This is a genomic window from Shinella sp. WSC3-e (genome assembly GCF_945994535.1).
GTDB lineage: Bacteria > Pseudomonadota > Alphaproteobacteria > Rhizobiales > Rhizobiaceae > Shinella > Shinella yambaruensis.
The window spans coordinates 2,497,442-2,519,692 of the sequence record NZ_OZ000530.1 but is presented as its reverse complement, the minus strand read 5'-3'; the positions used below and the strand labels follow the sequence as shown (position 1 = coordinate 2,519,692).

At 66.3% G+C, this 22,251-nt stretch carries 20 protein-coding genes; 10 read left to right on the top strand and 10 right to left on the bottom strand.

Translation table 11 applies throughout. The features are described 5' to 3' along the window. Position 1: 1 nt before the first annotated feature. Positions 2-1,396: a circularly permuted type 2 ATP-grasp protein gene (locus AABF56_RS12440; RefSeq protein ID WP_272807500.1), complete on the bottom strand. Its 1,395-nt coding sequence runs from the start codon at positions 1,394-1,396 to the stop codon at positions 2-4. Positions 1,397-1,741: 345 nt separating this feature from the next. Between AABF56_RS12440 and AABF56_RS12435 the strand changes: the two genes are divergently transcribed. Continuing rightward, positions 1,742-2,626 (top strand): DMT family transporter, encoded by an 885-nt coding sequence (locus tag AABF56_RS12435; RefSeq protein ID WP_272806145.1) that lies wholly within the window; start codon positions 1,742-1,744, stop codon positions 2,624-2,626. A gap of 248 nt (positions 2,627-2,874) precedes the next feature. Here the strand turns inward: AABF56_RS12435 and AABF56_RS12430 are convergent, their stop codons facing one another. Further along, positions 2,875-4,305 (bottom strand): DEAD/DEAH box helicase, encoded by a 1,431-nt coding sequence (locus tag AABF56_RS12430; RefSeq protein ID WP_272806144.1) that lies wholly within the window; start codon positions 4,303-4,305, stop codon positions 2,875-2,877. Between the two features lie 356 nt (positions 4,306-4,661). Further along, the gene (locus AABF56_RS12425) at positions 4,662-5,762 is read right to left on the bottom strand and encodes a DNA alkylation repair protein (protein ID WP_272806143.1); all 1,101 of its coding nucleotides are present in this window, start codon (positions 5,760-5,762) and stop codon (positions 4,662-4,664) included. Between the two features lie 213 nt (positions 5,763-5,975). On the opposite strand from AABF56_RS12425, the gene AABF56_RS12420 reads away from it, so the two are divergent. Next, positions 5,976-6,428 (top strand): host attachment protein, encoded by a 453-nt coding sequence (locus AABF56_RS12420; RefSeq protein ID WP_244767115.1) that lies wholly within the window; start codon positions 5,976-5,978, stop codon positions 6,426-6,428. Between the two features lie 18 nt (positions 6,429-6,446). On the opposite strand, the gene AABF56_RS12415 is transcribed toward AABF56_RS12420, so the two are convergent. Then, on the bottom strand, positions 6,447-8,042 hold the full coding sequence (locus AABF56_RS12415) for a trimethylamine methyltransferase family protein (RefSeq protein WP_272807499.1): 1,596 nt from the start codon (positions 8,040-8,042) through the stop codon (positions 6,447-6,449). 229 nt (positions 8,043-8,271) lie between these two features. On the opposite strand from AABF56_RS12415, the gene AABF56_RS12410 reads away from it, so the two are divergent. Continuing rightward, a complete protein-coding gene (locus tag AABF56_RS12410) occupies positions 8,272-11,934 on the top strand; it encodes a PAS-domain containing protein (protein ID WP_272806142.1) in 3,663 nt (1,220 codons plus the stop codon). Between the two features lie 4 nt (positions 11,935-11,938). Here AABF56_RS12410 and mnmD read toward each other — a convergent pair whose 3' ends face one another. Further along, a complete protein-coding gene (gene mnmD, locus AABF56_RS12405) occupies positions 11,939-12,661 on the bottom strand; it encodes a tRNA (5-methylaminomethyl-2-thiouridine)(34)-methyltransferase MnmD (RefSeq protein WP_244767113.1) in 723 nt (240 codons plus the stop codon). On the opposite strand from mnmD, the gene AABF56_RS12400 reads away from it, so the two are divergent. Further along, positions 12,660-13,838 (top strand): NAD(P)/FAD-dependent oxidoreductase, encoded by a 1,179-nt coding sequence (locus AABF56_RS12400; RefSeq protein ID WP_272806141.1) that lies wholly within the window; start codon positions 12,660-12,662, stop codon positions 13,836-13,838. The two genes, mnmD and AABF56_RS12400, sit on opposite strands and share 2 nt — an antisense overlap. Positions 13,839-13,845: 7 nt before the next feature. Here the strand turns inward: AABF56_RS12400 and AABF56_RS12395 are convergent, their stop codons facing one another. Beyond that, a complete protein-coding gene (locus AABF56_RS12395; protein ID WP_272806140.1) occupies positions 13,846-14,220 on the bottom strand; it encodes a PRC-barrel domain-containing protein in 375 nt (124 codons plus the stop codon). 136 nt (positions 14,221-14,356) lie between these two features. Here AABF56_RS12395 and puuE point away from each other — a divergent pair, with 136 nt between their 5' ends. Genes puuE through uraH form a run of 4 tightly spaced genes read left to right on the top strand, consistent with a single transcriptional unit; the run spans position 14,357 to position 16,699 of the window. Continuing rightward, on the top strand, positions 14,357-15,289 hold the full coding sequence (puuE, locus tag AABF56_RS12390) for an allantoinase PuuE (RefSeq protein ID WP_272806139.1): 933 nt from the start codon (positions 14,357-14,359) through the stop codon (positions 15,287-15,289). Continuing rightward, the gene (uraD, locus tag AABF56_RS12385) at positions 15,286-15,783 is read left to right on the top strand and encodes a 2-oxo-4-hydroxy-4-carboxy-5-ureidoimidazoline decarboxylase (protein WP_272806138.1); all 498 of its coding nucleotides are present in this window, start codon (positions 15,286-15,288) and stop codon (positions 15,781-15,783) included. The genes puuE and uraD overlap by 4 nt, the downstream gene beginning before the upstream one ends. Before the next feature lie 51 nt (positions 15,784-15,834). Beyond that, positions 15,835-16,329, top strand: coding sequence for an ureidoglycolate lyase (locus tag AABF56_RS12380; protein WP_272806137.1), 495 nt, complete (start codon positions 15,835-15,837; stop codon positions 16,327-16,329). 7 nt (positions 16,330-16,336) lie between these two features. Continuing rightward, on the top strand, positions 16,337-16,699 hold the full coding sequence (gene uraH, locus AABF56_RS12375) for a hydroxyisourate hydrolase (RefSeq protein ID WP_272806136.1): 363 nt from the start codon (positions 16,337-16,339) through the stop codon (positions 16,697-16,699). On the opposite strand, the gene guaD is transcribed toward uraH, so the two are convergent. Then, positions 16,696-18,003 (bottom strand): guanine deaminase, encoded by a 1,308-nt coding sequence (gene guaD, locus AABF56_RS12370; protein WP_272806135.1) that lies wholly within the window; start codon positions 18,001-18,003, stop codon positions 16,696-16,698. The genes uraH and guaD overlap by 4 nt on opposite strands. A gap of 5 nt (positions 18,004-18,008) precedes the next feature. Then, on the bottom strand, positions 18,009-19,241 hold the full coding sequence (gene puuD, locus AABF56_RS12365; protein WP_244767106.1) for a urate hydroxylase PuuD: 1,233 nt from the start codon (positions 19,239-19,241) through the stop codon (positions 18,009-18,011). A gap of 159 nt (positions 19,242-19,400) precedes the next feature. On the opposite strand from puuD, the gene AABF56_RS12360 reads away from it, so the two are divergent. Beyond that, positions 19,401-20,114 (top strand): glutathione S-transferase, encoded by a 714-nt coding sequence (locus tag AABF56_RS12360; RefSeq protein WP_272806134.1) that lies wholly within the window; start codon positions 19,401-19,403, stop codon positions 20,112-20,114. A gap of 3 nt (positions 20,115-20,117) precedes the next feature. On the opposite strand, the gene AABF56_RS12355 is transcribed toward AABF56_RS12360, so the two are convergent. Next, complete coding sequence (locus AABF56_RS12355; RefSeq protein ID WP_244767104.1) at positions 20,118-21,011, bottom strand: LysR substrate-binding domain-containing protein; 894 nt, start codon at positions 21,009-21,011, stop codon at positions 20,118-20,120. A 101-nt stretch (positions 21,012-21,112) separates the two neighbouring features. Between AABF56_RS12355 and AABF56_RS12350 the strand changes: the two genes are divergently transcribed. Then, complete coding sequence (locus tag AABF56_RS12350; protein WP_244767103.1) at positions 21,113-21,292, top strand: hypothetical protein; 180 nt, start codon at positions 21,113-21,115, stop codon at positions 21,290-21,292. Here AABF56_RS12350 and xdhC read toward each other — a convergent pair. Then, positions 21,289-22,128 (bottom strand): xanthine dehydrogenase accessory protein XdhC, encoded by an 840-nt coding sequence (gene xdhC, locus AABF56_RS12345; RefSeq protein WP_272806133.1) that lies wholly within the window; start codon positions 22,126-22,128, stop codon positions 21,289-21,291. The two genes, AABF56_RS12350 and xdhC, sit on opposite strands and share 4 nt — an antisense overlap. Positions 22,129-22,251 lie beyond the last annotated feature (123 nt).

Genomic DNA, 22,251 nt, shown 5'->3' with positions numbered 1-22,251 from the left:
CTCAGTCCTCCAGTACCCAGGTGTCCTTCGTGCCGCCGCCCTGGCTGGAGTTGACCACCAGCGAGCCTTCCTTCAGCGCCACGCGGGTGAGCCCGCCGGGAATGATCTGCACCTTGTCGGAAACGAGCACGTAGGGCCGGAGGTCGACGTGCCGCGGCGCGATGCCCTTGTTGACGAGGATCGGGACTGTGGAGAGCGACAGCGTCGGCTGGGCGATATAGTTCGCCGGCCGGGCCTTCAGCTTTTCGGCGAAGGCCGCGCACTCCTTCTTCGAGGCGGTGGGGCCGACGAGCATGCCGTAGCCGCCCGAGCCATGCACCTCCTTCACCACCAGTTCGCTCAGGTGCTCGAGCACGTATTTCAGGCTGTCCTCTTCCGAGCAGCGCCAGGTCGGCACGTTCTCGAGCATCGCCTTGCGGCCCGTATAGAACTCGACGATCTCGGGCATGTAGGAATAGATCGCCTTGTCGTCGGAAATGCCGGTGCCGGGGGCGTTGGCGATGGTGATGTTGCCGGCCTTGTAGACATCCATGATGCCGGGAATGCCGAGGGCGGAATCCGGCCGGAAGGTGAGGGGATCGAGGAAATCGTCGTCGACGCGGCGATAGAGCACGTCGATCGCCTCGTAGCCGCGGGTGGTGCGCATCTTCACCTTGCCGTCGACGACGCGCAGGTCCGAGCCCTCGACCAGTTCCACGCCCATCATGTCGGCGAGGAAGGCGTGTTCGTAATAGGCCGAGTTGAAGATGCCGGGGGTCAGCACCGCGACACGCGGCTTGCCCGAACAGCCGGGCGGGGCGAGCGAGGCGAGGCTCTGGCGCAGGAGCTTCGGGTAGTCCTCGACCGGCCGCACCTTGTTGATGTGGAACAGCTCCGGGAACATCTGCATCATGGTTTCCCGGTTCTCCAGCATGTAGCTGACACCGGACGGGGTGCGGGCATTGTCCTCAAGCACGTAGAACTGGTCTTCGCCGGTGCGCACGATATCGGTGCCGACGATGTGGGTATAGACGCCGCCCGGCGGCTTGAAGCCGATCATCTGCGGCAGGAAGGCTTCGTTGCGCTCGATCAGTTCGCGCGGCACGCGGCCGGCCTTGATGATCTCCTGCTTGTGGTAGATGTCGTCGAGGAAGGCGTTGAGGGCGATGACCCGCTGTTCGATGCCCTGGGCGAGCCTGCGCCATTCTCGGCCGGAAATGATGCGGGGGATGATGTCGAAGGGGATGAGTTTCTCGGAACTGTCCTCGTGTCCGTAGACCGCGAAGGTGATGCCGGTCTTTCGAAAGAGGTTCTCGGCGTCCCTTGATTTGGCGATCAGGCGAGCCCGATCCTGTCCTTCGTACCAGTCATGGTAGTTTTCGTATGGCTGCCGCGGACTTTGGTCCGCATTCATCATTTCATCAAATGCCAAAGGCGTGTTCCCCATTTCTCGCCATTTGAGTACAACATCCCGGGCAATGCAAGAACCATGCTCAATTAGCAGGAAAGAATTCTCACACCGCTTTGAAGGCGGCTAAACCGGCCGGCAAGACGGTTTTTCTGCAAGGGAAACATGCCGCTGCCCGCGCCGTGCCGAACCGCGGGACGCCGCCGGGGCCGGTTCTGCCGAAAACATGGGCAGATGCCGAAAAGCCGTTCCGCCCGATCTTTCGTTGAACCTAATCATCAAGGAAATTCCTTTGACCATCGCGGAGGCCGCGCCTATCGCTCGCGCACCGATTGTCCTTTCGCCGGAAGTCCCATGTCCCTCGATCGCCTGGCTCCGGCCATCTTCGTCCTGCTCTGGTCGACCGGCTGGGTCGTCGCGAAGTTCGGTGCCATCGTCTCCGAGCCGCTGACGTTTCTGAGCATCCGCTATGCCGCAGCCGCCATTCTGTTCGCCGGCCTGTGCCTTGCGTCCGGCGTCGCCTGGCCGCGCGACCGGCGCACGATCGCGCATGCCGTCGTCTCCGGCGCCTTCCTGCACGGTCTCTATCTCGGGGCGGTCTGGTGGGCGATCGGCGAGGGCGTGCCGGCCGCGCTTTCCTCCATCATCGCGGCGCTCCAGCCGCTGATGACGGCGCTGGCCGCCCCCTTCTTCATCGGCGAGCGGCTGAGCCCGACGCAGAAGGCCGGCCTCTGTCTCGGCTTTCTCGGCGTGCTGCTGGCGGTGCTGCCGAAATTCTTCGGCCAGGGGGCCGCGGCAATCCCGGCCTTTGCCATCGTCGTCAACATGCTCGGCATGGCCGCCGTCACCTACGGCACGATCTACCAGAAGCAGCACCTCCAGGCCGGCGACATCCGGGCCATCGCGACGCTGCAATATGTCGGGGCGCTCATCGTTACCGTGCCTTTCGCGCTTTGCCTGGAAAGCCTGCATGTCGATGTCGGCTTGGCCTTCGTGGCGCTGCTCGCCTGGTCGGTGCTCGGCATCTCCATGGGGGCGGTCCTGCTGCTCCTCTACCTTCTCCGCCGCGGGCAGGTCTCCCGCGCAGCCTCTCTCATCTACCTCGTGCCGCCGATCGCCGCCGTCCAGGCCGCCGCCGTCTTCGGCGAGGAATTGACGGTGCCGATGATCCTCGGCACGGCGATCGTCGTTGTCGGGGTCTATCTCACCAACCGCAAGGATGTCGCTCCGGCGGAGTAGGTGGCGGTCGGTGGGTGTCGCGTGGATCCTCGGCTCGCAGGCCGAGGATGACGGAGGGGGGGTGAGGCTGCCCGCTCGTCAAACCGTGCGGCATGCGGCTTCGTTGCCTTGAGCCTGCAAACCTCCCTTCTTTCGTCATCCTCGGCCTCCGAGCCGAGGATCCACGCGACACCCGCGACGCCGGTGGTTGGCCCAAACGAAAACGGCGGGCCGAAGCCCGCCGTTTGCTCATCTTCTGATCAACCTGCTTACGCCTGCTCGCGGCGCTGGCCTTCCGGCCGGCGCGGCTTGCCGTGGTGGTTCGGGCGGCCCTGGCCGTTGCCGCCACCGTGGTTGCGGTTCTGGCGCTCGCCCTGCTTCTGCTGCGGGCGGCCGCCATGGGCGCGCTTGCCGGCAGCCGGGGCGCCGCCCTCGGAGGCGGCCTGCGTGCCATCGCCGAAGGGCTTGCGCTGCGGGCGCTGGGCGGCGCGGCCGTTGCCGGAACGCTGGCCGCCGCCATTGTTGCGGCCCTTGCGCGACTTGCCGCCGGGGCCGGCCGTCACGATGGCCGGGGCCTCGCCGCTGGCGACCGTGATCTTGATGCCCATCAGCTTCTCGATGTCGCGCAGGAGATGCGCTTCGTCCGGCGCGCAGAAGGCGATGGCGATGCCGTCGCGGCCGTTGCGCGCCGTGCGGCCGATGCGGTGGACATAGGCGTCCGGCACTTCCGGCAGGTCGTAGTTGTAGACGTGGGTGACGCCCGGGATGTCGATGCCGCGGGCGGCGACGTCGGTGGCGACCAGCACGCGGATCTCGCCGTCACGGAAGGCCTTGAGGGCGCGCTCGCGCTGGCCCTGGCTCTTGTTGCCGTGGATGGAGGCGGCCTTGAAGCCGATATGGTCGAGATGCTTCATCAGCTTTTCCGCACCATGCTTGGTGCGCGAGAAGACGAGCGACAGGCCATCTGGATTGTCAGTGAGCGTCTTCTTGAGGATCTGCGTCTTCTGGTCCTTGCCGGGCACGAAGTGCACATACTGCTCCACCTTGTCGGCGGCCTTGCCGGGCGGGGTGACCTCGACCTTCTTCGGGTTGACGAGGTATTCGCCGGCAAGCTCGGCGATCAGCTTGGGCATGGTGGCCGAGAAGAGCAGCGTCTGGCGGTTCTTCGGCACGAGCTTGGAGATCTTGCGCAGGTCGTGGATGAAGCCGAGGTCGAGCATCTGGTCGGCCTCGTCGAGCACAAGGTAGCGGGCCTGCGTCAGCGTCACGGCCTTGCGGGCGACAAGGTCGAGCAGGCGGCCGGGGGTGGCGACGAGAATGTCGGTGCCGCGCGAGAGCATTTCCGACTGCTTGTTGATGGAGGCGCCGCCGACGACGGTGACGACGCGCAGCGGCGTCTTCTTCACGAAGTCGCGCAGGTTGTCGGCGATCTGGTTCACCAGTTCGCGGGTCGGGGCGAGGATGAGGGCGCGGATATTGCGCGGGTCGGGGCGACGGGCCTCGGCGAGAAGCTTTTCGATCATCGGCAGGCCGAAGGCGGCCGTCTTGCCGGTGCCGGTCTGGGCAAGGCCGATCAGGTCGCTGCCTTCGAGGACGAGCGGGATGGCCTTTTCCTGGATCGGCGTTGCCTTTTCAAAGCCGAGGGCGGAGAGCGTGGCGACGATGGTCTTCGAGAGGCCGAGGTCGTGGAACGTGGTCAAGTCTGATACCTTTCGGGGCGCCAGGCGACTGTCCCGACCGCAGTTCCGGACGCAAGACCGCGTCACGCTTTTGCTCGAACTGCATCAGGCCGGAACCGCACCATGCGCTTCCGGTTTCGTCTGGCGTCAAGAACCCCGCGTGAATTGGGAACTTGTGGGTTGGTTGGCAGTCGTCTGCGCAATCATCCGCAAATGGGAGGCGGATCGTTCTCTTGCGCTTGTCCTTCTTCGTATCCCGTTGCGGGGAAATCTCAGGCTCGCTCACGCGGCGGCCGAAGGGCGACGCTGCGGCTCATGTCGTTGTTTTGTGGTGAAAAGTCAAGCCTTAGTTTTCGCAGATGCGAAAAGAGTTGCCCCTACGCCATGTGCAGGTCGAAGTCGGCCGCGGCGCAGACCGTGCCGTTGATCAGGATCTCGATGCGGTGTTTTCCGGGATAGTAGCGCCGCGTGGTGATCGCCCGGATCGCATGATCCTTCCCGATCGTCTGGCTGGCGCCGGCCGGCAGGTCGAGCTGCTTCCACTTGAAGACCTTGGGCGCCAGCGTGCCGTTCGCCTTCACATGGTGGATCGCATAGTCGATCATCAGCCGCTGTGGCGCCGCATCCGCGTTCGTCACCACGATGGAAAAGCCGAGCTTGTCGCCGAAGACGATAGCGGGGGCAGCAAGGGTGAGGGCCGCGCCGATGCCCCTGGCCGCCGCAAAGCCGAAATTGGCGAGCGCCTTCGCATCACCCTTCTTCAGGAGCGTGCGCGAGGCATGGCGCAGCAACTGCCGGCGCTCGGCGGAGGCGCCCTCGATGTGCCGCTCGACGAAATCGGCGACGAGGGCCGGATGGTCCTTGGCGATATCGTTGAGGTTGTTGGCGACGGAGCGGCGGACATAGTCTTCCGGATCGTCGAGGAGGGAGACAAGGATGGGCAGGACCGGTGCCGGGTTCCTGACCAGCGCCGGTAGGCGCATCGCCCAGGGCAGGCGCGGGCGGGTGCCTTCGCTGGCAAGCCGGCGGACGTGATGATCGGGATCGGTCGTCCAGCCCGAGATTTCCGCAAGCGCCCGGTCCTGCTCGGCGTGGATGAAGCAGCGGATGCCGAATTCCGCCGTGAAATGCGGCGTCAATGCCTTGAGGAGGGCGAGCGACAGGTCGAAATGCTGCAGGCCCTGTTGCGCGACGAACTGGTTGACCGGCAGCAGGGCCCAGCCGGAAAGCCCCGGGCCCTCCTCCTGCGGCAGTGCCCTTCGAAGGATCTTCGCAGCGGCCGCATAGTCGGCGGGCAGCGTCTGCACCAGCGCGTCCTTGATCCGTTCGGCGCGCTGCATCAGCTCCAGCGCCGCCATGCCGTCCGTGGCAAGCCGCGTGAAGCGGTCCGCGTCGAAATCCGGCGCGGCCCGGGAGACGTGCTCCGCCATCTCCTTCACCAGTCCGGGATGCAGCAGGTTCTTCAGCGGTTCGGCCACGGGGTTCTCCTGTCCTCTGCCGTACCCTAGCGAACCATGGCGGCGCGGGGATAGGGGACGGACACCGCTTTCCAACAGGTTCGTTATCGATGCCACCCGGAACATGCGCCCGGCCGTTGCGTTGGATCAACGCGCATCCTGCCACAATCCTGTTGGATGTTGCGCAGGGCGGATTCGTCTGCCTGTCCATGAACCTCGCTACGGGAGTGAAACATGACCGCTACGACTTGGATTCTCGCCGCTGACGGCAACCAGGCCCGCCTGCTCAAAGGGGTGAACCTGTTGAAGGATGGCCAGCAGAGCCCGGAGCAGGAGGTCTTTCGCTGGGAGCCGAAGAAGGCGCAGGACATCATGGCCGACAAGCCCGGCCGCAGCCATTCCTCGGTCGGTCCTGGCCGTTCCGCCATGGAATATTCGAGCGATCCCGTGCGGGAGGAACAGTTGAAGTTCACAGCGGAAGTCGCCGGCCGCATCGACGACTACGCCGCCGAAGGCGCCTTCGACCGGCTCGTGGTCTGCGCAGCGCCGCAGACGCTCGGCGACCTGCGCAACAAGCTCTCCGACAAGTCGCGCACGCTGACCATGGCCGAGATCGACAAGAACTTTTCCAACCTGCCGACGGAGAAGCTGATCTCCTCCGTCCGCTCCATCATGTTCGATGCCTGAGGTCGTACGAGAAAAGCCTTAGAAATCCGTGGGAACGCCGCCCTCTTCCTTGCGCTTTGCGACGAACGCCTCCAGTTCGTCCTCGATCGCCGGGTCGAGCGGCGGCTTCTCGTAGGTGTTTAGCTTTTCCTTGAAGACCCGGTTGGCATGATCGTAGGTGGTCGGCCGGCCGGCTTCCGTCCATGTCTCGAAATTGCGCCAGTCCGACAGGATCGGGGCGTAGAACGCCGTCTCGTAGCGGGCGAGCGTGTGCGGCGTGCCAAAGAAGTGGCCGCCCGGGCCGACGTCCCGCACGGCCTCAATGCCCAGCGCGTCCGGGCTGACATCGAGCGGCGCCAGATATTCGGCCACCATCTGCAGCATGTCCACGTCGAGGATGAACTTCTCGAAGGAGGCCGTCAGGCCGCCCTCGCTCCAGCCGGCCGAATGCATGATGAAGTTGCCGCCGCCCTGCGTCAGCGCCCAGAGGGAAAAGGCGGATTCATAGGCGGCCTGTGCATCCAGCGTGTTGGAGGCATTGGTGTTCGAGGTGCGATAGGGGATGTTGTACTTGCGGGCGAGCTGGCCGCCGGCGATCACCGCCTTCATGTATTCCGGCGTGCCGAAGGCGGGCGCGCCCGTCTTCATGTCGACATTGGAGGTGAAGCCGCCATACATGACCGGCGCGCCGCGCCGCACCATCTGCGTGAAGGCGATGCCGGCCAGCGCCTCGGCATTCTGCTGCACGACGGCGCCCGCGATCGTCACCGGCGCCATGGCGCCGGCCAGCGTGAAGGGCGTCACCACCACGACCTGGCCCCGCGACGACATCTCGATGATGCCCTGCAGCATCGGCCCGTCGAGCCGCAGCGGCGAGGAGGTGTTGATGATGGTGAAGAGCGAGGGCTCGCGCTCCATCTGCTCCATCGAGATGCCGCGGCCGATGCGGGCGATCTCGATGCCGTCGAGATTGCGCTGCCTGCCGAGCGAATAGACGTGGAACACCTTGTCGGTCAGCGTCACCAGGTCCGACAGGCAGTCGAGATGGCGGACGGAGGCGTGGATGTCGACCGGCTCGACCGGATAGCCGCCCGTCGTGTGGATGACGTCGTAGGACTGGGCGAGCTTCACCAGCTTGCGGAAATCCTCCTGGTTGCCGGCGCGCCGGCCGCCGTCGCGGTCGGCGACGAAGGGGGCGGAGGCAACCTGCGCGAAGACGAGGTTGTTGCCGCCGATCTCGACATTGCGCAGGGGATTGCGCGCATGCATCGTGAAGGCGGGCGGGACGGAGGCCATCATGTCCAGGATGAGCCCGCGGTCGAAGCGCACGCGGTCCGTGCCGGGCGTCACCTCGGCGCCGGCCGCCTTCATGCGCTCGCGCGCCTCCGGCAGGATGATGTCCATGCCGATCTCTTCGAGGATGGTGAGCGATGCCTGGTGCACGGCCTCCAGCGCATCCTCGGAAAGCACCTCGGAGGAAGCCGTCGTGTTGACGAGATTGAGGTATCTGGAGGTGGCCGTCGGCCGGCGGATGCGCTCTGCGCTGCGCCCGCCGCTGCGGCGCCGGCGCTCGACGGGCGTCTCGGACGCCTCCGGTTGTTCGAGGTGACTTTCGAGTTTGATCACGTCGCCCATGTGCAGCGCAGCCCCGGTCTGGTTTGCCTCGCGCTTTTGTCGCATGTCCTGCAACGGCATGCTCCGCCATTTGCGACAGCCAAATGCCCTGGTGGATAAGCGGTTTCGGGACGCGCCTTCCTGGATGCGTCACTTCCGGCAACGAAAGGTTAACCATCCGTTCAAGGATTAGTGGTACCCCCGAGGGGTATGAATCTCTCCCTCCGTCCTGCTTCGGGGAGCGCGTGGCGTGGCTGAAACTCAAGACGAATTGCTGGTGGCGGCCTGTGCGCGCGTTCGCGAACACCCGTATCCGGCATATGTCAAAAGCAGCGAGTTGCGCTATCTGGCGGTGAACGAGGCCTATGCGCGCCTCTTCGGCCACGGTCCCGCGGAGATGATCGGCCTTACCAGCGACGAAAGCGGCGAGGCGCCGGGCCATGGCGACCGCGACGATCCGGAACGCCGCTGCCTGATCTTCGGAAACCCCGAGCGGGCCCGTTATCTGCACCCCTTCGGCGGCGGCAGCTTCGATATCGCCATGAAGCGCGAGCGAATCTCCCCGACTCTCTCGGTGCTCGTCGGCCTTTTCACGCCCTCGGTCGAGGTGCCGGCCGCCACGATCTGTGCCGCCGCCAATCTGAATGGCGTTGCGGCGCGGCTGGCGGATGCTGCGGCCGGGGAGCGCGGCGATGCCGCGTCTGGCGAGCCTGTGGAGGATGCGCTCGATGCGCTCGGGGCGGGCGTCGCCGTCTTCGGTGCCGACAACCGGTTGCGATACGCCAATCGCAGCATGCGGGAGTTCTACCGGCTGCTCGTCGGCACGCTTGCGGACGGCCCCGTCAACCTCGCCGCGCTCACGCGCGCGCTGCACGATATCGAAGTGGGACACACGTCCGAAGACGAGCGCGAGCACTGGGTCGCCGCGCGGCTTGCCTGCTATGACCTGCCGCTGCACGAATGCGTCGTCCGCCTTGCCGGCGGCTGGATCCGCCTCGTCACGCAGCGCCGGCCGGATGGCACCTTCGTTGCGTTGCGCCTCGACGTGACGGCGCTGAAGGAGAGCGAAGGGCGGCTGAAGCAGCATTCGCAGGAGATCAGCCTCTACCGGGCGCTGCTCGACGAGCTGCCGGTCGCAAGCTTCATGCGCGACGAGAACCAGCGCATGATCTTCGCCAACCGCGCCTATGTCGCGCTGACGGGCCGCCAGCCGGAAGAACTGCTCGGCCTCACCACGCTCGACATGTTTCCGGGGCAGGGCGAGAAGTTCCACGCGCAGAACCAGCTCGTGCTCGATACCGGCGAACTGCTTGAAGCCGAGATCGATCATGTCCGGCCGGACGGCTCGGTGCTGCCGACGATCTCGCGTCTCTGCCGCGTCACGACGCTGGACGAAAAACGCTATCTCATCGGCTCGATCACCGACACCACGGTGCTGAAGAAGCGCGAAGGCCAGCTGATCGAGGCCCAACGCGAGGCGGAGGGCGCCAAGGCGGATCTCGAAAGCATCGTCGAATCGTTGCCTGTCGGCATCGTCGTCGTCGATGTGGCCGGCAATATCGAACTGGTGAACGGCGCCTTCGAGGAGCTGTGGGACGGCGCGCTGCCGCCGATGAAAGGCCGCCCGCTGGGCGATCTCCTGCGCTTCCAGCAGGCGCAGGGCGGCGCCTACGGGGAAGAGGGGACGCTTGCCGAGGCCTACGAGGCGTGCATTTCCGGTATCCGGGCCGGCGAGACGCCGGCGCGCGAGGTCGCCTATGCCAGCGGCCGGACGGTGATCGAGGCCGGCTGTGCGATCTCCGGCGGCCGCTGCCTCCTGACCTATATCGACATCACCGAGCGGCGCGAGCGCGAGCGCGAGGTGCTGGAGACCCGCAGCGCCCTCGAGGAGGTCGGCAGCCTCGTCAAGGACGCGGTCTCCTCGATGAGCCAGGGCCTCCTCATCATCGAGGACGGCGTGGTGGTGCTCTCCAACGAGGCGCTGTCCGCGATGATCGCCATGCCGCGCGAGTTGCTGCAGCCGGGCGCGCTCGTCAAGGACGTGCTGCAAAGCTGCATCGACCGTGACATCGCCGGCTTCCTCGGCGAGGAGCCCGTCGATGCCAGCCGGTTCGGGGAAATCCTCTTCACCGGCAAGCCGGCGTCGCTGACGGTCTTCAGCGGCTACCAGCGCTGGCTGCGTCTCGACGTGACCCCGACGAGCCGCGGCCGCGACGTCATCGTCTTTTCCGATATCACGGACCTCAAGAGCCGCGAGGACGAGCTGCGCCGCCTCGTTACCCGCGCCGAGACGGCCGACAAGGCGAAGTCGGAATTCCTCGCCAATATGAGCCATGAAATCCGCACGCCGATGAACGGCGTGCTCGGCATGGCGGAGCTGCTCGCCAAATCGAACCTCGATACGCGGCAGAAGACCTTCATCGACATCATGGTGAAGTCCGGCAATGCGCTGCTCACCATCATCAACGACATCCTCGACTTCTCGAAGATCGATGCCGGCCAGATGACGCTGCGTGCCACCGCCTTCAATCCGGTGGAGGCGATCGAGGACGTCGCGACGCTGCTGTCGGCGAAGGCGGCGGAGAAGGACATCGAGCTCGTCGTGCGCGGCGCGGCCAACATGCCGGCCGTGGTGATGGGCGACGCGGGCCGTTTCCGCCAGATCGTCACCAATCTCGTGGGCAACGCCGTCAAGTTCACCGACCGCGGGCATGTCCTCATCGATCTTTCCGCGCAGACGGGCGGGGATGGCGGCGTGGAGATCATCATCCGCGTCGAGGACACGGGGGCGGGCATTCCGGCCGAGAAGATGGAATCGATCTTCGAGAAGTTCTCGCAGGTCGACGCCTCCTCGACCCGCCGCCACGAGGGAACCGGCCTCGGCCTCGCCATCACCGACGGGCTGACGCGCCTGTTCGGCGGCACGCTCACGGCGACCAGCGAGGTCGGCAGCGGTTCGGCCTTCACCGTGCGCCTGCCGATGGCGCTCGCCGTCGCCGCCCTGCCGGCCCGCATCGTGCCGGCCAGGGCGCCGGGCGCGCGCATCCTCGTCGTCGACGGGCACGACCTCTCCCGCAAGGCCGCGCACGACATGCTGCTCGACTGGGGTTTCGACGCGACCGCCGTCGGCTCCGAGACGGAGGCGCTTGCCGTCCTCGCCGCGGCAGGCGACATGGGCGTCTCGGTGGATGCCGTCCTGCTCGACTACCACCCGGAGCGTGCCTTCGATTTCGTGCGGGCATTACGGGAAGGGCCCCGAACCGCCGGCATCGCCGTGATCATGCTCACATCCATGACCCTGCCGGCCGATGACAGGCTGCTCGCCTCGCCGGATATCCAGGCCCATCTCATGAAGCCCGTGCGGGCCGACCTGCTGCGCGAGACGGTGTCCGAGGTGCTGCGGGCGATGCGCGGGACGAAGGCTCCGGCGCAAGGCGCAGGCGAGGGCAAGGTCCTGCCGCTGCGCCCGCATGCGGCCACCTCCGGGGTCGCGGCCGCCGAAGGCGAAATCCTCGATGTCCTCGTGGCCGAGGACAACGAGGTCAACCAGATCCTCTTCACCCAGATGCTGATGGCCTCCGGCCTGCGCTTCCGGCTGGTGGAAAACGGGCAGGAGGCGGTGGAGGTTTTCCGCGCGTCCCGCCCCGGCATGATCCTGATGGACATCTCCATGCCGGTGATGGACGGCCTGCAGGCGAGCCGTGCGATCCGCGCGATCGAAAGCGGCTCCGGCCGCCGGGTGCCGATCGTCGCCGTCACCGCCCATGTGCTCGATGGCGATCGCGAGGACTGCCTGACCGCGGGCATGGACGATTACCTGACGAAGCCGATCAGCATCGAGAAGCTCGAAGAAAAGCTCGACCGCTGGCTGAAGCGCAGCGGCAGGGACGCCGTGACCGGCACGCTGTCGTGAGCGTTCAGCCGACCGGTCTTTCCCCGCACAGCATTTCCCGTTTTCCCGCAAAACCCGGCCGGCGTTCCACGACGAAACCGGCGGCCGCAAGGTTGCGCCGCACGAAGCCGGCCGCCGCATAGGTGCCGAAGCGCCCGCCGGGAACGGTCAGCCGGAAGACCGCCGCCATCAGCTCGGCCGACCACATGTCCGGATTGCGCGCAGGCGCGAAACCGTCGAGAAACCAGGCGTCGAAGGGTGTCGTCTCGTTCCCGAGGCTTTCCAGCGCCGCGCCGCAGACCACGGTGAGGCGGACACCGGGCGCAAGGTCGATCTCGACGCGCCCGGCCGGTGCATCCGGCCATTTGTCGGCCAGGATCGTGCGTTCGTGCTCGATTTCCGGCCAGTGCGCGAGTGCCCGGGCGATATCGGCACGCGCCATGGGGAAACGCTCGAAGGAGGTGAAGTGGAGGCTTGCGCCTTCCGGCGCGGTTCCGCGCCATTGCCGCCAGGTCTCGCAGAGGTTGAGGCCGGTGCCGAAGCCGAGTTCGGCGATGCGGAAAGGTGCTTTCCGTTGCCAGCGGTCCGGCAGCCCATTGCCGGCGAGGAAGACATGGCCGCATTCCAGCCGGCCGTCGCTGCGGCAATAAAAGTGGTCGTCAAAGGCCCGGGAATAGGGCATATCGCCGTCGTGCCAATCGAGGACGGCTTCGGTCTGCGGCGTGTTTTCAGGATTGTGGTCAGCCATGGCGAATGCCGATAATCGCGGGAAGGCCGCCGGTCAACCGGCCGTGGACCTCATCGTCGCCGGCGGCGGGGTGATGGGCCTGTGGACCGCGCTTCTTGCCGCCCGGCAGGGCCTGTCCGTGCACCTTGCCGAGCGGCGGGCGATCGGCGCAGGCGCCAGCGGCGGCGTGCTCGGCGCGCTGATGCCGCATCTGCCGGATCGCTGGAACGCCAAGAAGGCCTTCCAGTTCGCCGCGCTGGTTTCGCTCGAGGCGGAGATCGCAGCGCTGGAGGCCGAAACCGGGCTTTCCGCGGGCTATCGCCGCTCCGGCCGCCTCATCCCCCTTCCGAAGCCCCACAACCGCGCCATCGCGCTCCGCCATGCGCAGGATGCGCTTTCCGTCTGGACGATGCCCGGCCGCACCTTCGCCTTCGAGGTACTGGACGCGTCCCCCGTCGCGGGATGGCCGGCGGAAACGGCGATGGCTTCGGGGCTCGTCCATGATCATCTCGCCGCCCGCCTTGCGCCCCGCGCGCTGCTCGCCGCCTTGCGGGCCGCGCTCGCGCGCCTGCCGAATGTCACGATCCGCGAAGGCGCGGGGCTTTCCGCGCTGGACCCGGCGAATGGCATCGCCCGGTTCGAGGATGGCGCCAGCCTGGCCTTCGGCCATTGCGTGCTGGCGGCCGGCGTCGAGACCTTCGCCTTGCTCGCGCCGCTCGTTCCCCCGCCGGCAAGGCGGGTGGGGAGCGCGGTGAAGGGGCAGGCGGCGCTGCTTCGGGCGCCCGTCGATCCGGCATTGCCGGTGATCTTTGCCGACGGGCTTTACATCGTGCCGCATGAGGACGGCCTCGTCGCTATCGGCAGCACCAGCGAAAACAGCTTTGCCGATCCCTCCGGCACTGACGGGCTTCTCGACGCGCTGATCGCCAGGGCACGGCAGATGGCGCCGGTTCTGGCGGAAGCGCCGGTCGTGGAGCGCTGGGCAGGGCTGCGGCCCAAGGCGATCGGCCGCGAGCCGATGGTCGGCCGCCATCCCGATCACCCGACCGTCAGCCTGATGACCGGCGGCTTCAAGGTGAGCTTCGGCCTGGCGCATGAACTGGCGCGCGCGGTGCTGGACGAAATCAAGGGCGGCACGCTTGGCGTACCGCCCTCCTTCACCGTCGCGGCCCACTTCGAGGAAGCCGGACGGGTGTGACCCGTGCTTACATCCAGTAGGGCGGCACGCCGTAATAGTCGTGGATCACCTTGCCGTTGCGGTGGTTCCAGTCGTATTCGGCATCGCTTTCATAGTGCGGTGCGCGCTCGACCTGCTCCTTCGTCACGTCGACGCGATAGCCGCCGAGGCCTTCGTCATAGCTCAGCTTCGCCCAAGGCAAGGGATAGTGGTCCTGGCCGAGGCCGAGGAAGCCGCCGAAGCTGAGCACCGCGTAGGAGACGTGACCGCTGCGCTTGTCGAGGATCAGACGCTCCACCGAGCCGATATGCTTGCCGTCGGCCCCGTAGACACTCGTGCCCTCCACCTTGTCGCTGGCGATCAGATCCTGGGTTTCGCGAATGTTTGCATCCTGCATGGCCATAGGTGTTTCTCCTTGCTTGTGATGGACAGGAAACGGGCCGAGGCGGTAATGGTTCCTTTCATGAGGGTATGCATCGGATTCAATTCGGCTTCCGGCCGTCCGCTGCACCGGTTCCGCCCATTGTCGAGGTGATCGAATGACTGAGAAGACCTATCCGCGCGACCTGATTGGCTACGGCCGCACGCCCCCCAAGGTGCGCTGGCCGGGCGATGCCAACATCGCCGTGCAGTTCGTCATCAACTATGAGGAGGGCGGCGAAAGCTGCATCCTCGACGGTGACGGGGCGTCGGAGTGCCTGCTCTCGGAAATCGTCGGCGCGCAGCCCTGGCCGGGCCAGCGCAACCTCAACATGGAATCGATCTACGAATACGGCTCGCGCGCAGGCTTCTGGCGCCTGCATCGCCTGTTCACCAGCCGCAACGTCACGACCACCGTCTACGGCGTGACGCTCGCCATGGCGCGCAACCCGGAAGCCGTCGCCGCCATGAAGGAAGCCGGCTGGGAAATCGCCAGCCACGGCTACCGCTGGCTGGAATACAAGGATTTTTCCGAGGAGAAGGAGCGCGAGCACATCCGCGAGGCCGTGCGCCTGCACAAGGAGCTGACCGGCTCCCATCCGCTCGGCATGTACCAGGGCAAGCCCTCCGGCAACACGCTGCGCCTGGTCATGGAGGAGGGCGGCTTCGTCTATTCCTCCGATTCCTATGCGGACGACCTGCCCTTCTGGGTGCCGGGCCTCGACGGCCAGCCCTTCCTGATCATCCCCTATACGCTCGAAACCAACGACATGCGGTTTGCGACGCCCCAGGGCTTCAACACCGGCGACCAGTTCTTCACCTACCTGAAGGACGCCTTCGACGTGCTCTACCAGGAGGGCGCCGAAGGCAGCCCGAAGATGCTGAACATCGGCCTGCACTGCCGCCTCGTCGGCCGGCCCGGCCGCGCCGCCGCGCTCGCCCGCTTCGTCGATTACGTGCTCGGCCATGAGAAGATCTGGATCCCGCGGCGCATCGACATCGCGCGCCACTGGATCGAGAACCACCACCCGTCGAAGGGGAAGGGCGCATGATCGACCGGGCCGATTTCCTCGCCCGTTTCGGCGGCGTCTTCGAGCATTCGCCCTTCATCGCCGAGCGCGCGTTCGATGCCGGCGCCGTCGCCCTGCCGCTGACGGCAGCCGGCGTGCATGCCGCGCTCGTCGAGGCCTTCCGCACGGCGAGCGAGGCCGAGCAGCTTGGCGTGCTGCGTGCCCATCCGGACCTTGCCGGCAGGCTGGCGATCGCCGGCGAGCTGACGGAGGACAGCCGCAACGAGCAGGCCGGTGCCGGCCTCGACCGGCTCTCTCCGGCCGAGCACGCCCGCTTCACCGAGCTCAACACCGCCTATACGGAAAAGTTCGGCTTCCCCTTCATCATTGCGGTGAAAGGGCTTACCAAGGATGACATCCTCGCCGCCTTCGAGGCCCGCATCGGCAACACGGCGGCGGCGGAGTTCGAAACCGCGAAAACCCAGGTGGAGCGCATCGCGCTCCTCAGATTGACCGCTGCTCTCCCCGGAGAATGAACATGCCCGACCACCGAAGACCGCCCTTCCTCTCCCCGGGAGGGCTGTCTCATGGCTGAGAAACTGACGATCCGGCCGCTGACCCAGGAAGCCTTCGCCCCCTTCGGCACGGTGATCGAGGCCGATCCCGCCACGATGCGCCATATCAACGGCGGCAATACCGAGCGCTACCATGCGCTCGCCGAGGCCGAGGCCGTCGGCGAGGATGCGAAGGTCATCATCAACCTCTTCCGCGGCAGCCCAAGGGCCTTCCCCTATGCCGTCGACATGATGGAGCGCCATCCCTTCGGCAGCCAGAGCTTCTCGCCAATCGACGACCGGCCCTGGCTGGTCGTGGTGGCGGAGGACGAGGGCGGTAGGCCGGGCAGGCCGCAGGTCTTCCGCGCCGGGGGGCGTCAGGGCGTCAACTATCGCCGCAACGTCTGGCACCATCCGCTGATGACCCTCGACGCGGTGAGCGATTTCCTCGTGGTCGACCGCCTCGGCGGCGGCGTCAACCTGGAGGAGTTCTTCTTCGACGAACCCTTCATCATCGAACATCCCTGAGGAACCCATGAACAAGCCCGGCCGCCTCACGACCCATGTCCTCGACACCGCGCTCGGCAAGCCCGCGGCCGGCCTGACGATCGATCTCTTCTGGATCGAGAACGGCGAGCACCAGCACATCGTGACCAGGGTGACGAACGGCGATGGGCGCGTCGACGCTCCGCTGGTGGAGGGCGTCGGCTTCATGGCCGGCACCTATGAGCTGGTGTTCCACGCCGGCGACTATCTGCGCGCGACGGGGGCGGTCACCACCGAACCCGCCTTCCTCGACCGCATACCCCTGCGCTTCGGCGTCGCCGATCCGTCGAGCCACTACCACGTCCCGCTGCTGCTTACGGCCTACGGCTACTCCACCTATCGCGGCAGTTAGAGCGCCGCCTTCATGGGCTTGCCGGCCACGTAGGTCTCGCGCACGGCCCGGTCGTCGCCGAGCGTCTGGAGCAGGAAGAGTTCGTCCGTCAGCGAGCGCACCACTTCCATCTTCAGCGCCATGGCAGGTGTCGCGGCGGCATCCAGCACCACGAAGTCGGCGTCCGTGCCGGCATCCAGCGTGCCGATGCGGTCCTCGAGCGACAGCGCCTCGGCATTGCCGAGCGTCATATGGTAGAAGCTCTCGAACGGGTTCAGCCGCTCGCCGAGCAATTGCTGGATCTTGTAGGCCTCGTCCATCGTCTTCAGCATCGAATAGCTCGTGCCGCCGCCGACATCCGTCGCGACGGCGATGCGCACCGGCCTCTCCCGGCGCGACAGCGCCTTGAGGGGGAAGAGGCCGGAGCCGAGGAAGAGGTTGGAGGTGGGGCAGTGCACCGCGACGGCGCCCGCCTCGCTCATCGCATCCGCTTCCCGCTCGGAGAGGTGGATGCAATGGCCGAACAGGCTTTTCGGGCCCAGCAGGCCGTATTTCGCATAGACGTCCGTATAGTCGAGCGCATCGGGATAGAGCTCGCTGGTGAAGCGGATCTCGTCGTGGTTTTCGGAAAGGTGCGTCTGGATGTGGAGGTCCGGGAATTCGCGGGCGAGCGCGGCCGTCATTTCCATCTGCGCCGGCGTCGAGGTGATGGCGAAGCGCGGGGTGATGGCGACATGGTTGCGGCCCCTGCCGTGCCATTCGGCGATCACGGCGCGCGTCTCGTCACAGCCCGTTTCGGGCGTGTCCAGCAGGCCTTGCGGCGCGTTGCGGTCCATCATCACCTTGCCGCCCACCATGCACATGCCGCGCTTCAGCGCCTCGGCGAAATAGGCGTCGGCGGATGTCTTGTGCACGGAGCAATAGGCGACGGCGGTCGTCGTGCCGTGGCGGATCATCTCGTCGTAGAAGTGGCGGGCGATGCGGGCGGCATGCTCGCTCTCCACGAAGCGGCATTCCTCCGGGAAGGTATAGGTGTTCAGCCATTCCAAGAGGTTGGCGGCATAGGAGCCGATCACCTGCATCTGCGGGAAATGCAGATGCGTGTCGATGAGGCCGGGCAGGATGAGGTGCGGGCGATGGTCGATCTCCTCCACCTCGGCGGGCGCAGCCGCGCGCATGTCCGCATAGGGGCCGACGGCGGCGATCTTCCCGTCCTCGACCAGCAGGCCGCCGTCCTCCTCGTAGCGATAGCTTGCCGTATCGTTGATCGCGACCGGGCGGCGGAAGAAGGAGAGCAGGCGTCCGCGGATGAGGGTTGTCGTCATAGCGGTCAGCGTCCTTCTGCTGCGGTTTCGAACCAGGCGGTGATCAGGGCGCGCTCTTGCCTCGTCATGCCGGTGACATTGCCCGGCGGCATGGCATGGCTGCGCCCGGCCTGCAGATAGATCTCGCGGGCATGGAGGGCAATCGCCGTTTCGCTTTCGAGCACCACGTCCTTCGGCGCCGCGCGAAGCCCTTCCCAGACGGGTTCGGCGGCATGGCACATCGAACAGCGGGTGGAGACGAGATCGCGCACCGCCGGGAAATGGCCGTTCGATGCGAACCGCTGCGCGGAGGGGGGAAGACCGGCATTCGCGCTTTCGCCGGTCAGCACCTTCGGCACGGTGGAAAGCCACATGATGAGGAGGAAGAGGAGCGCGGTGACGAGCCAGGTCCAGGTGGGCTTGCCCTTGCGGGCATGGGTCGTGTTGAACCAGTGCCGGATCGTCACGCCCATCAGGAAGACCAGTGCGGCGATGATCCAGTTGAAGGCCGTCGCGAAGGCGAGGGGATAGTGGTTCGACAGCATGAAGAAGATGACGGGCAGCGTCAGGTAGTTGTTGTGCGTGGAACGCTGCTTGGCGATGACGCCGTATTTCGGATCGGGCGTGCGGCCGGCGATGAGGTCGGCGACGACGACGCGCTGGTTCGGCATGATAATGAAGAAGACGTTGGCCGACATGATCGTCGCCGTGAAGGCGCCGAGATGGAGGAACGCGGCCCGGCCGGTGAAGACCTGCGTGTAGCCCCAGGCCATGGCGACGAGGATGCAATAGAGGACGAGCATCAGCCCCCAGGTGTTCCTGCCGAGCGGCGACTTGCAGAGAAGGTCGTAGAGGATCCAGCCGAGTGCCAGCGAGGCGAGCGAGATGAGGACGGCGACCGGCGTCGAGACGTCGAGCACCGAGCGATCGATGAGGAAGAGGTCGGCGCCGCCGTAATAGACGAGACAGAGCAGCGCGAAGCCGGAAAGCCAGGTCATGTAGCTTTCCCATTTGAACCAGGTGAGATGCTCGGGCATCGAGGCCGGCGCCACCAGGTATTTCTGGATGTGGTAGAAGCCGCCGCCGTGCACCTGCCACTCCTCGCCATAGGCGCCGGCCGGCAGATGCGGCCGCTTCACGAGGCCGAGATCGAGCGCGATGAAATAGAAGGACGAGCCGATCCAGGCGATGGCGGTGATGACATGCAGCCAGCGGACCGCAAAGGTCAGCCATTCCCAGGCGATGGCATATTCATACATCGGCGCGTCCCCTCATGCTCTTTCCGCACCGCGCACATTGCGCAATAATCGGCGGTGAGGGAAGGGCGGGCCGGCCGGCTATCCCTCTGATTTCGATTGCGGTGCGCCCGAAAATTCGCCCCGGGCGGAACCGCCGCCCGGCCAAGGGTGTTTTGCGCCATGACCTACGAACTCTACTATTGGACCGGCATCCAGGGGCGCGGGGAATATATCCGCCTCGCGCTGGAGGCGGCCGGTGCGCCCTATCGCGACGTCGCGCGCGAGGAGGGCGACGGCATCCTGTCGAAGGTAAGCCGGGAGGTGGCCACGCCCTCCTTCGCGCCGCCCTTCCTGAGGGACGGCGACGTGGTCGTCGGGCAGGTGGCGGCCATCCTGCTCTATCTCGGCGACAAGCTCGACCTTGCGCCCCGCGAGCCGCGGCTGCGGCTCTGGACGCATCAGATCCAGCTGACCATCGCCGACTTCGTCCTGGAGGGCCATGACGTCCACCATCCCATCGGGGCGGGGGAGTACTACGAGAACCAGAAGCCCGAGTCGCTGCGGCGGGCGGCGGAATTCCGCGCGCAGCGCGTTCCGAAATTCCTCGACTGGTTCGAGGGCATCCTTGCGCGAAACCCGGACAGTCAAACGCATCTTGTCGGCGACAGGCTCAGCTATGCGGATCTCTCGCTGTTCCAGGTCATGGACGGCCTAGCCTACGCCTTCCCTGTGCTGATGGACGGGCTCTATCCGCGCTATCCGAAGATCAAGGCGCTCTGCGCCGCGGTCGCCGGGCACTCGCGGATCAGCGCCTATCTCGCCAGCGATCGCCGGCTTCCCGGTAACGAAAGCGACCTTTTCCGCCATTATCCCGAACTGGACGCCAAGGCCTAACGGTTACACCGCCGCCGGCATCGTCGCCAGGATCCAGTCGCGAAAGGCACGGATCTTCAGGATGTTGCGGCGGTTTTCCGGATAGGCGAGCCAGTAGTCGCGGCCATCGTTGCAGGTCAGCTCGAAGGGCTGGTAGAGCTGGCCGGCGGCGACCTCCGCCCGGAAGTGGCCGGGATTGAGGATCGCGACGCCCTGGCCGGCCATCGCCACCTGGGCGTCGATCGTCTGCACGCCGAGTTCGTTCGGGGGAAACCGTTCGAGGCCCGGATCGTCGATGCCCGCGGCGGAAAACCAGGTGCGCCACCAGATGTCCAGCGGGCTGATGATCGGCAGTTTCAGGAGGTCTGCCGGCTCCCCTATGCCGCCGATCGTCTCGGCCAGCGCCGGGCTCAGCATGGGGGCGAAGTCCATCCGCATGACGCGGTGGCAGGTGAGGCCCGGCCAGTCGCCCTTGCCCCAGCGGATCGAGACATCCGCCTCTTCCCGGGCAAAGTCGATCAGCTCCTGCGAGGTGGAAAGCCGGACGGCGATGGTCGGGTGCTTGAGCTGGAAGTCGCCGAGCGTGCGGCTCAGCCACTGCGTGGCGAAGGTGGGCGTCGAATGGATGTGCAGCTTCTGTTCGGCCGCCCCGCGCAGGTCCGCCACCGCTTCGGCCAGTTTCGTCAGCCCCTCGGCCACCTTGGGCGCCAGCCGCTCGCCGGCCTCGCTCAGCATCACCTGCCGCGGCTGGCGCAGGAACAGCGTCTCGCCGAGCGTCTCCTCCAGAAGCTTGATCTGGTAGCTGACGGCGGTCTGCGTCATGCCGAGCTCGTCGCCGGCGCGGGTGAAGCTGGCATGCCGCGCGGCCGCCTCGAAGACGCGAAGCGCATTGAGCGGGAAGTTGCGCGACATCTTCAAGGCCAAGTTCTCTTTATGGATACAGACGAAGCTTCGATTGGAATTCCATCATCTTTCGGCGCATCCTGCAAGCCAATGAATGGAATTTACGAGGTTTTACCATGACATGTATCGTCGATCAGGCGCCGGCGGCCCGCCTGCCGTTTCGCAAGGAAAGCCTTTGGCATAAGCTCTCCCGCGTCTTCTTGAGGCGGCAGCGCAAGCGCGTCCCCCGCCTCGATCCGAGCGAGCTTTCCGACTACATGAAGCGCGATCTCGGCTTTCTCGACGGTCGCGGCTAGCCTGCCGCCGTGGGGGCGTCCCCCTTCTGCCGCCAGGCGGCGAAGGCGAGCAGCACTTCCGACGCGGTCATCGCGGCGATGACCGCCGGGCGCTTGTCGTCCACCGCCGTGCCGCCGATCGGCAGGACCAGCCGGTCGGCCGCGCTGCGGTCGATGCCCTGCCGTTCCAGATGGTGCAGGAAGGAGGCGCGTTTCGACGTCGAGCCGACCATGCCGACATAGGCAAGGTCGGTACGGGCAAGCGCTTCCTGCCCGATCAGGAAATCCAGCGCATGGTCGTGGGTGACGATGACGACGGCAGAGCCCGGCGGAATGTCGGCGACCAGCGCCTCCGGCAGGGCGGCAAGGCGGTGGTGCACCTCGGAGGTGAGCTGGTCGAGTTCGCTCTGGCGCGCCTCCACCACGAAGATGTTGAGCGGCAGCATGGTCAGCGCATCCGCCAGCGCCCGGCCGACATGGCCGGCGCCGAAGACCCAGACCTGCGGCTTGCGCCGTTCCTCTTCGGCAAGGCGTGCCTCGAGCGCCTCGCGGGCCTGCGCGTCGGCAAAGGTGAAGGTGAGCTCGACGCGCCCGCCGCAACACTGGCCGATCTCGGGGCCGAGCGGAATGTCGAGCCTCGCCTCGCCGCCGGTATCCGCCAGCATCTTTCGCGCATTCTCGATGGCATCGTATTCGAGCTGGCCGCCGCCGACGGTGCCGTGGATTTCCGTCGGCGCCACCAGCATGAACGTGCCTTCGTCGCGCGGGGTCGAACCCTTGGCGGCGGTGACCTCGACGATGACGACGCGGTGTTCCCGGGCGAGAAAGCCCTCCAGACTGTCCTGCAGAAAGTTCATGTCATCCTTCTTTGACGGCCCTCAGCCGTCCGATGGCCGACACGCGCCTGGGCGTGGGGCGGTTTGGCCGCCGCCGGGAAGGGGCGGCCTGTGGCGGAGCACGGTGCCCAGCCATCGCGAACA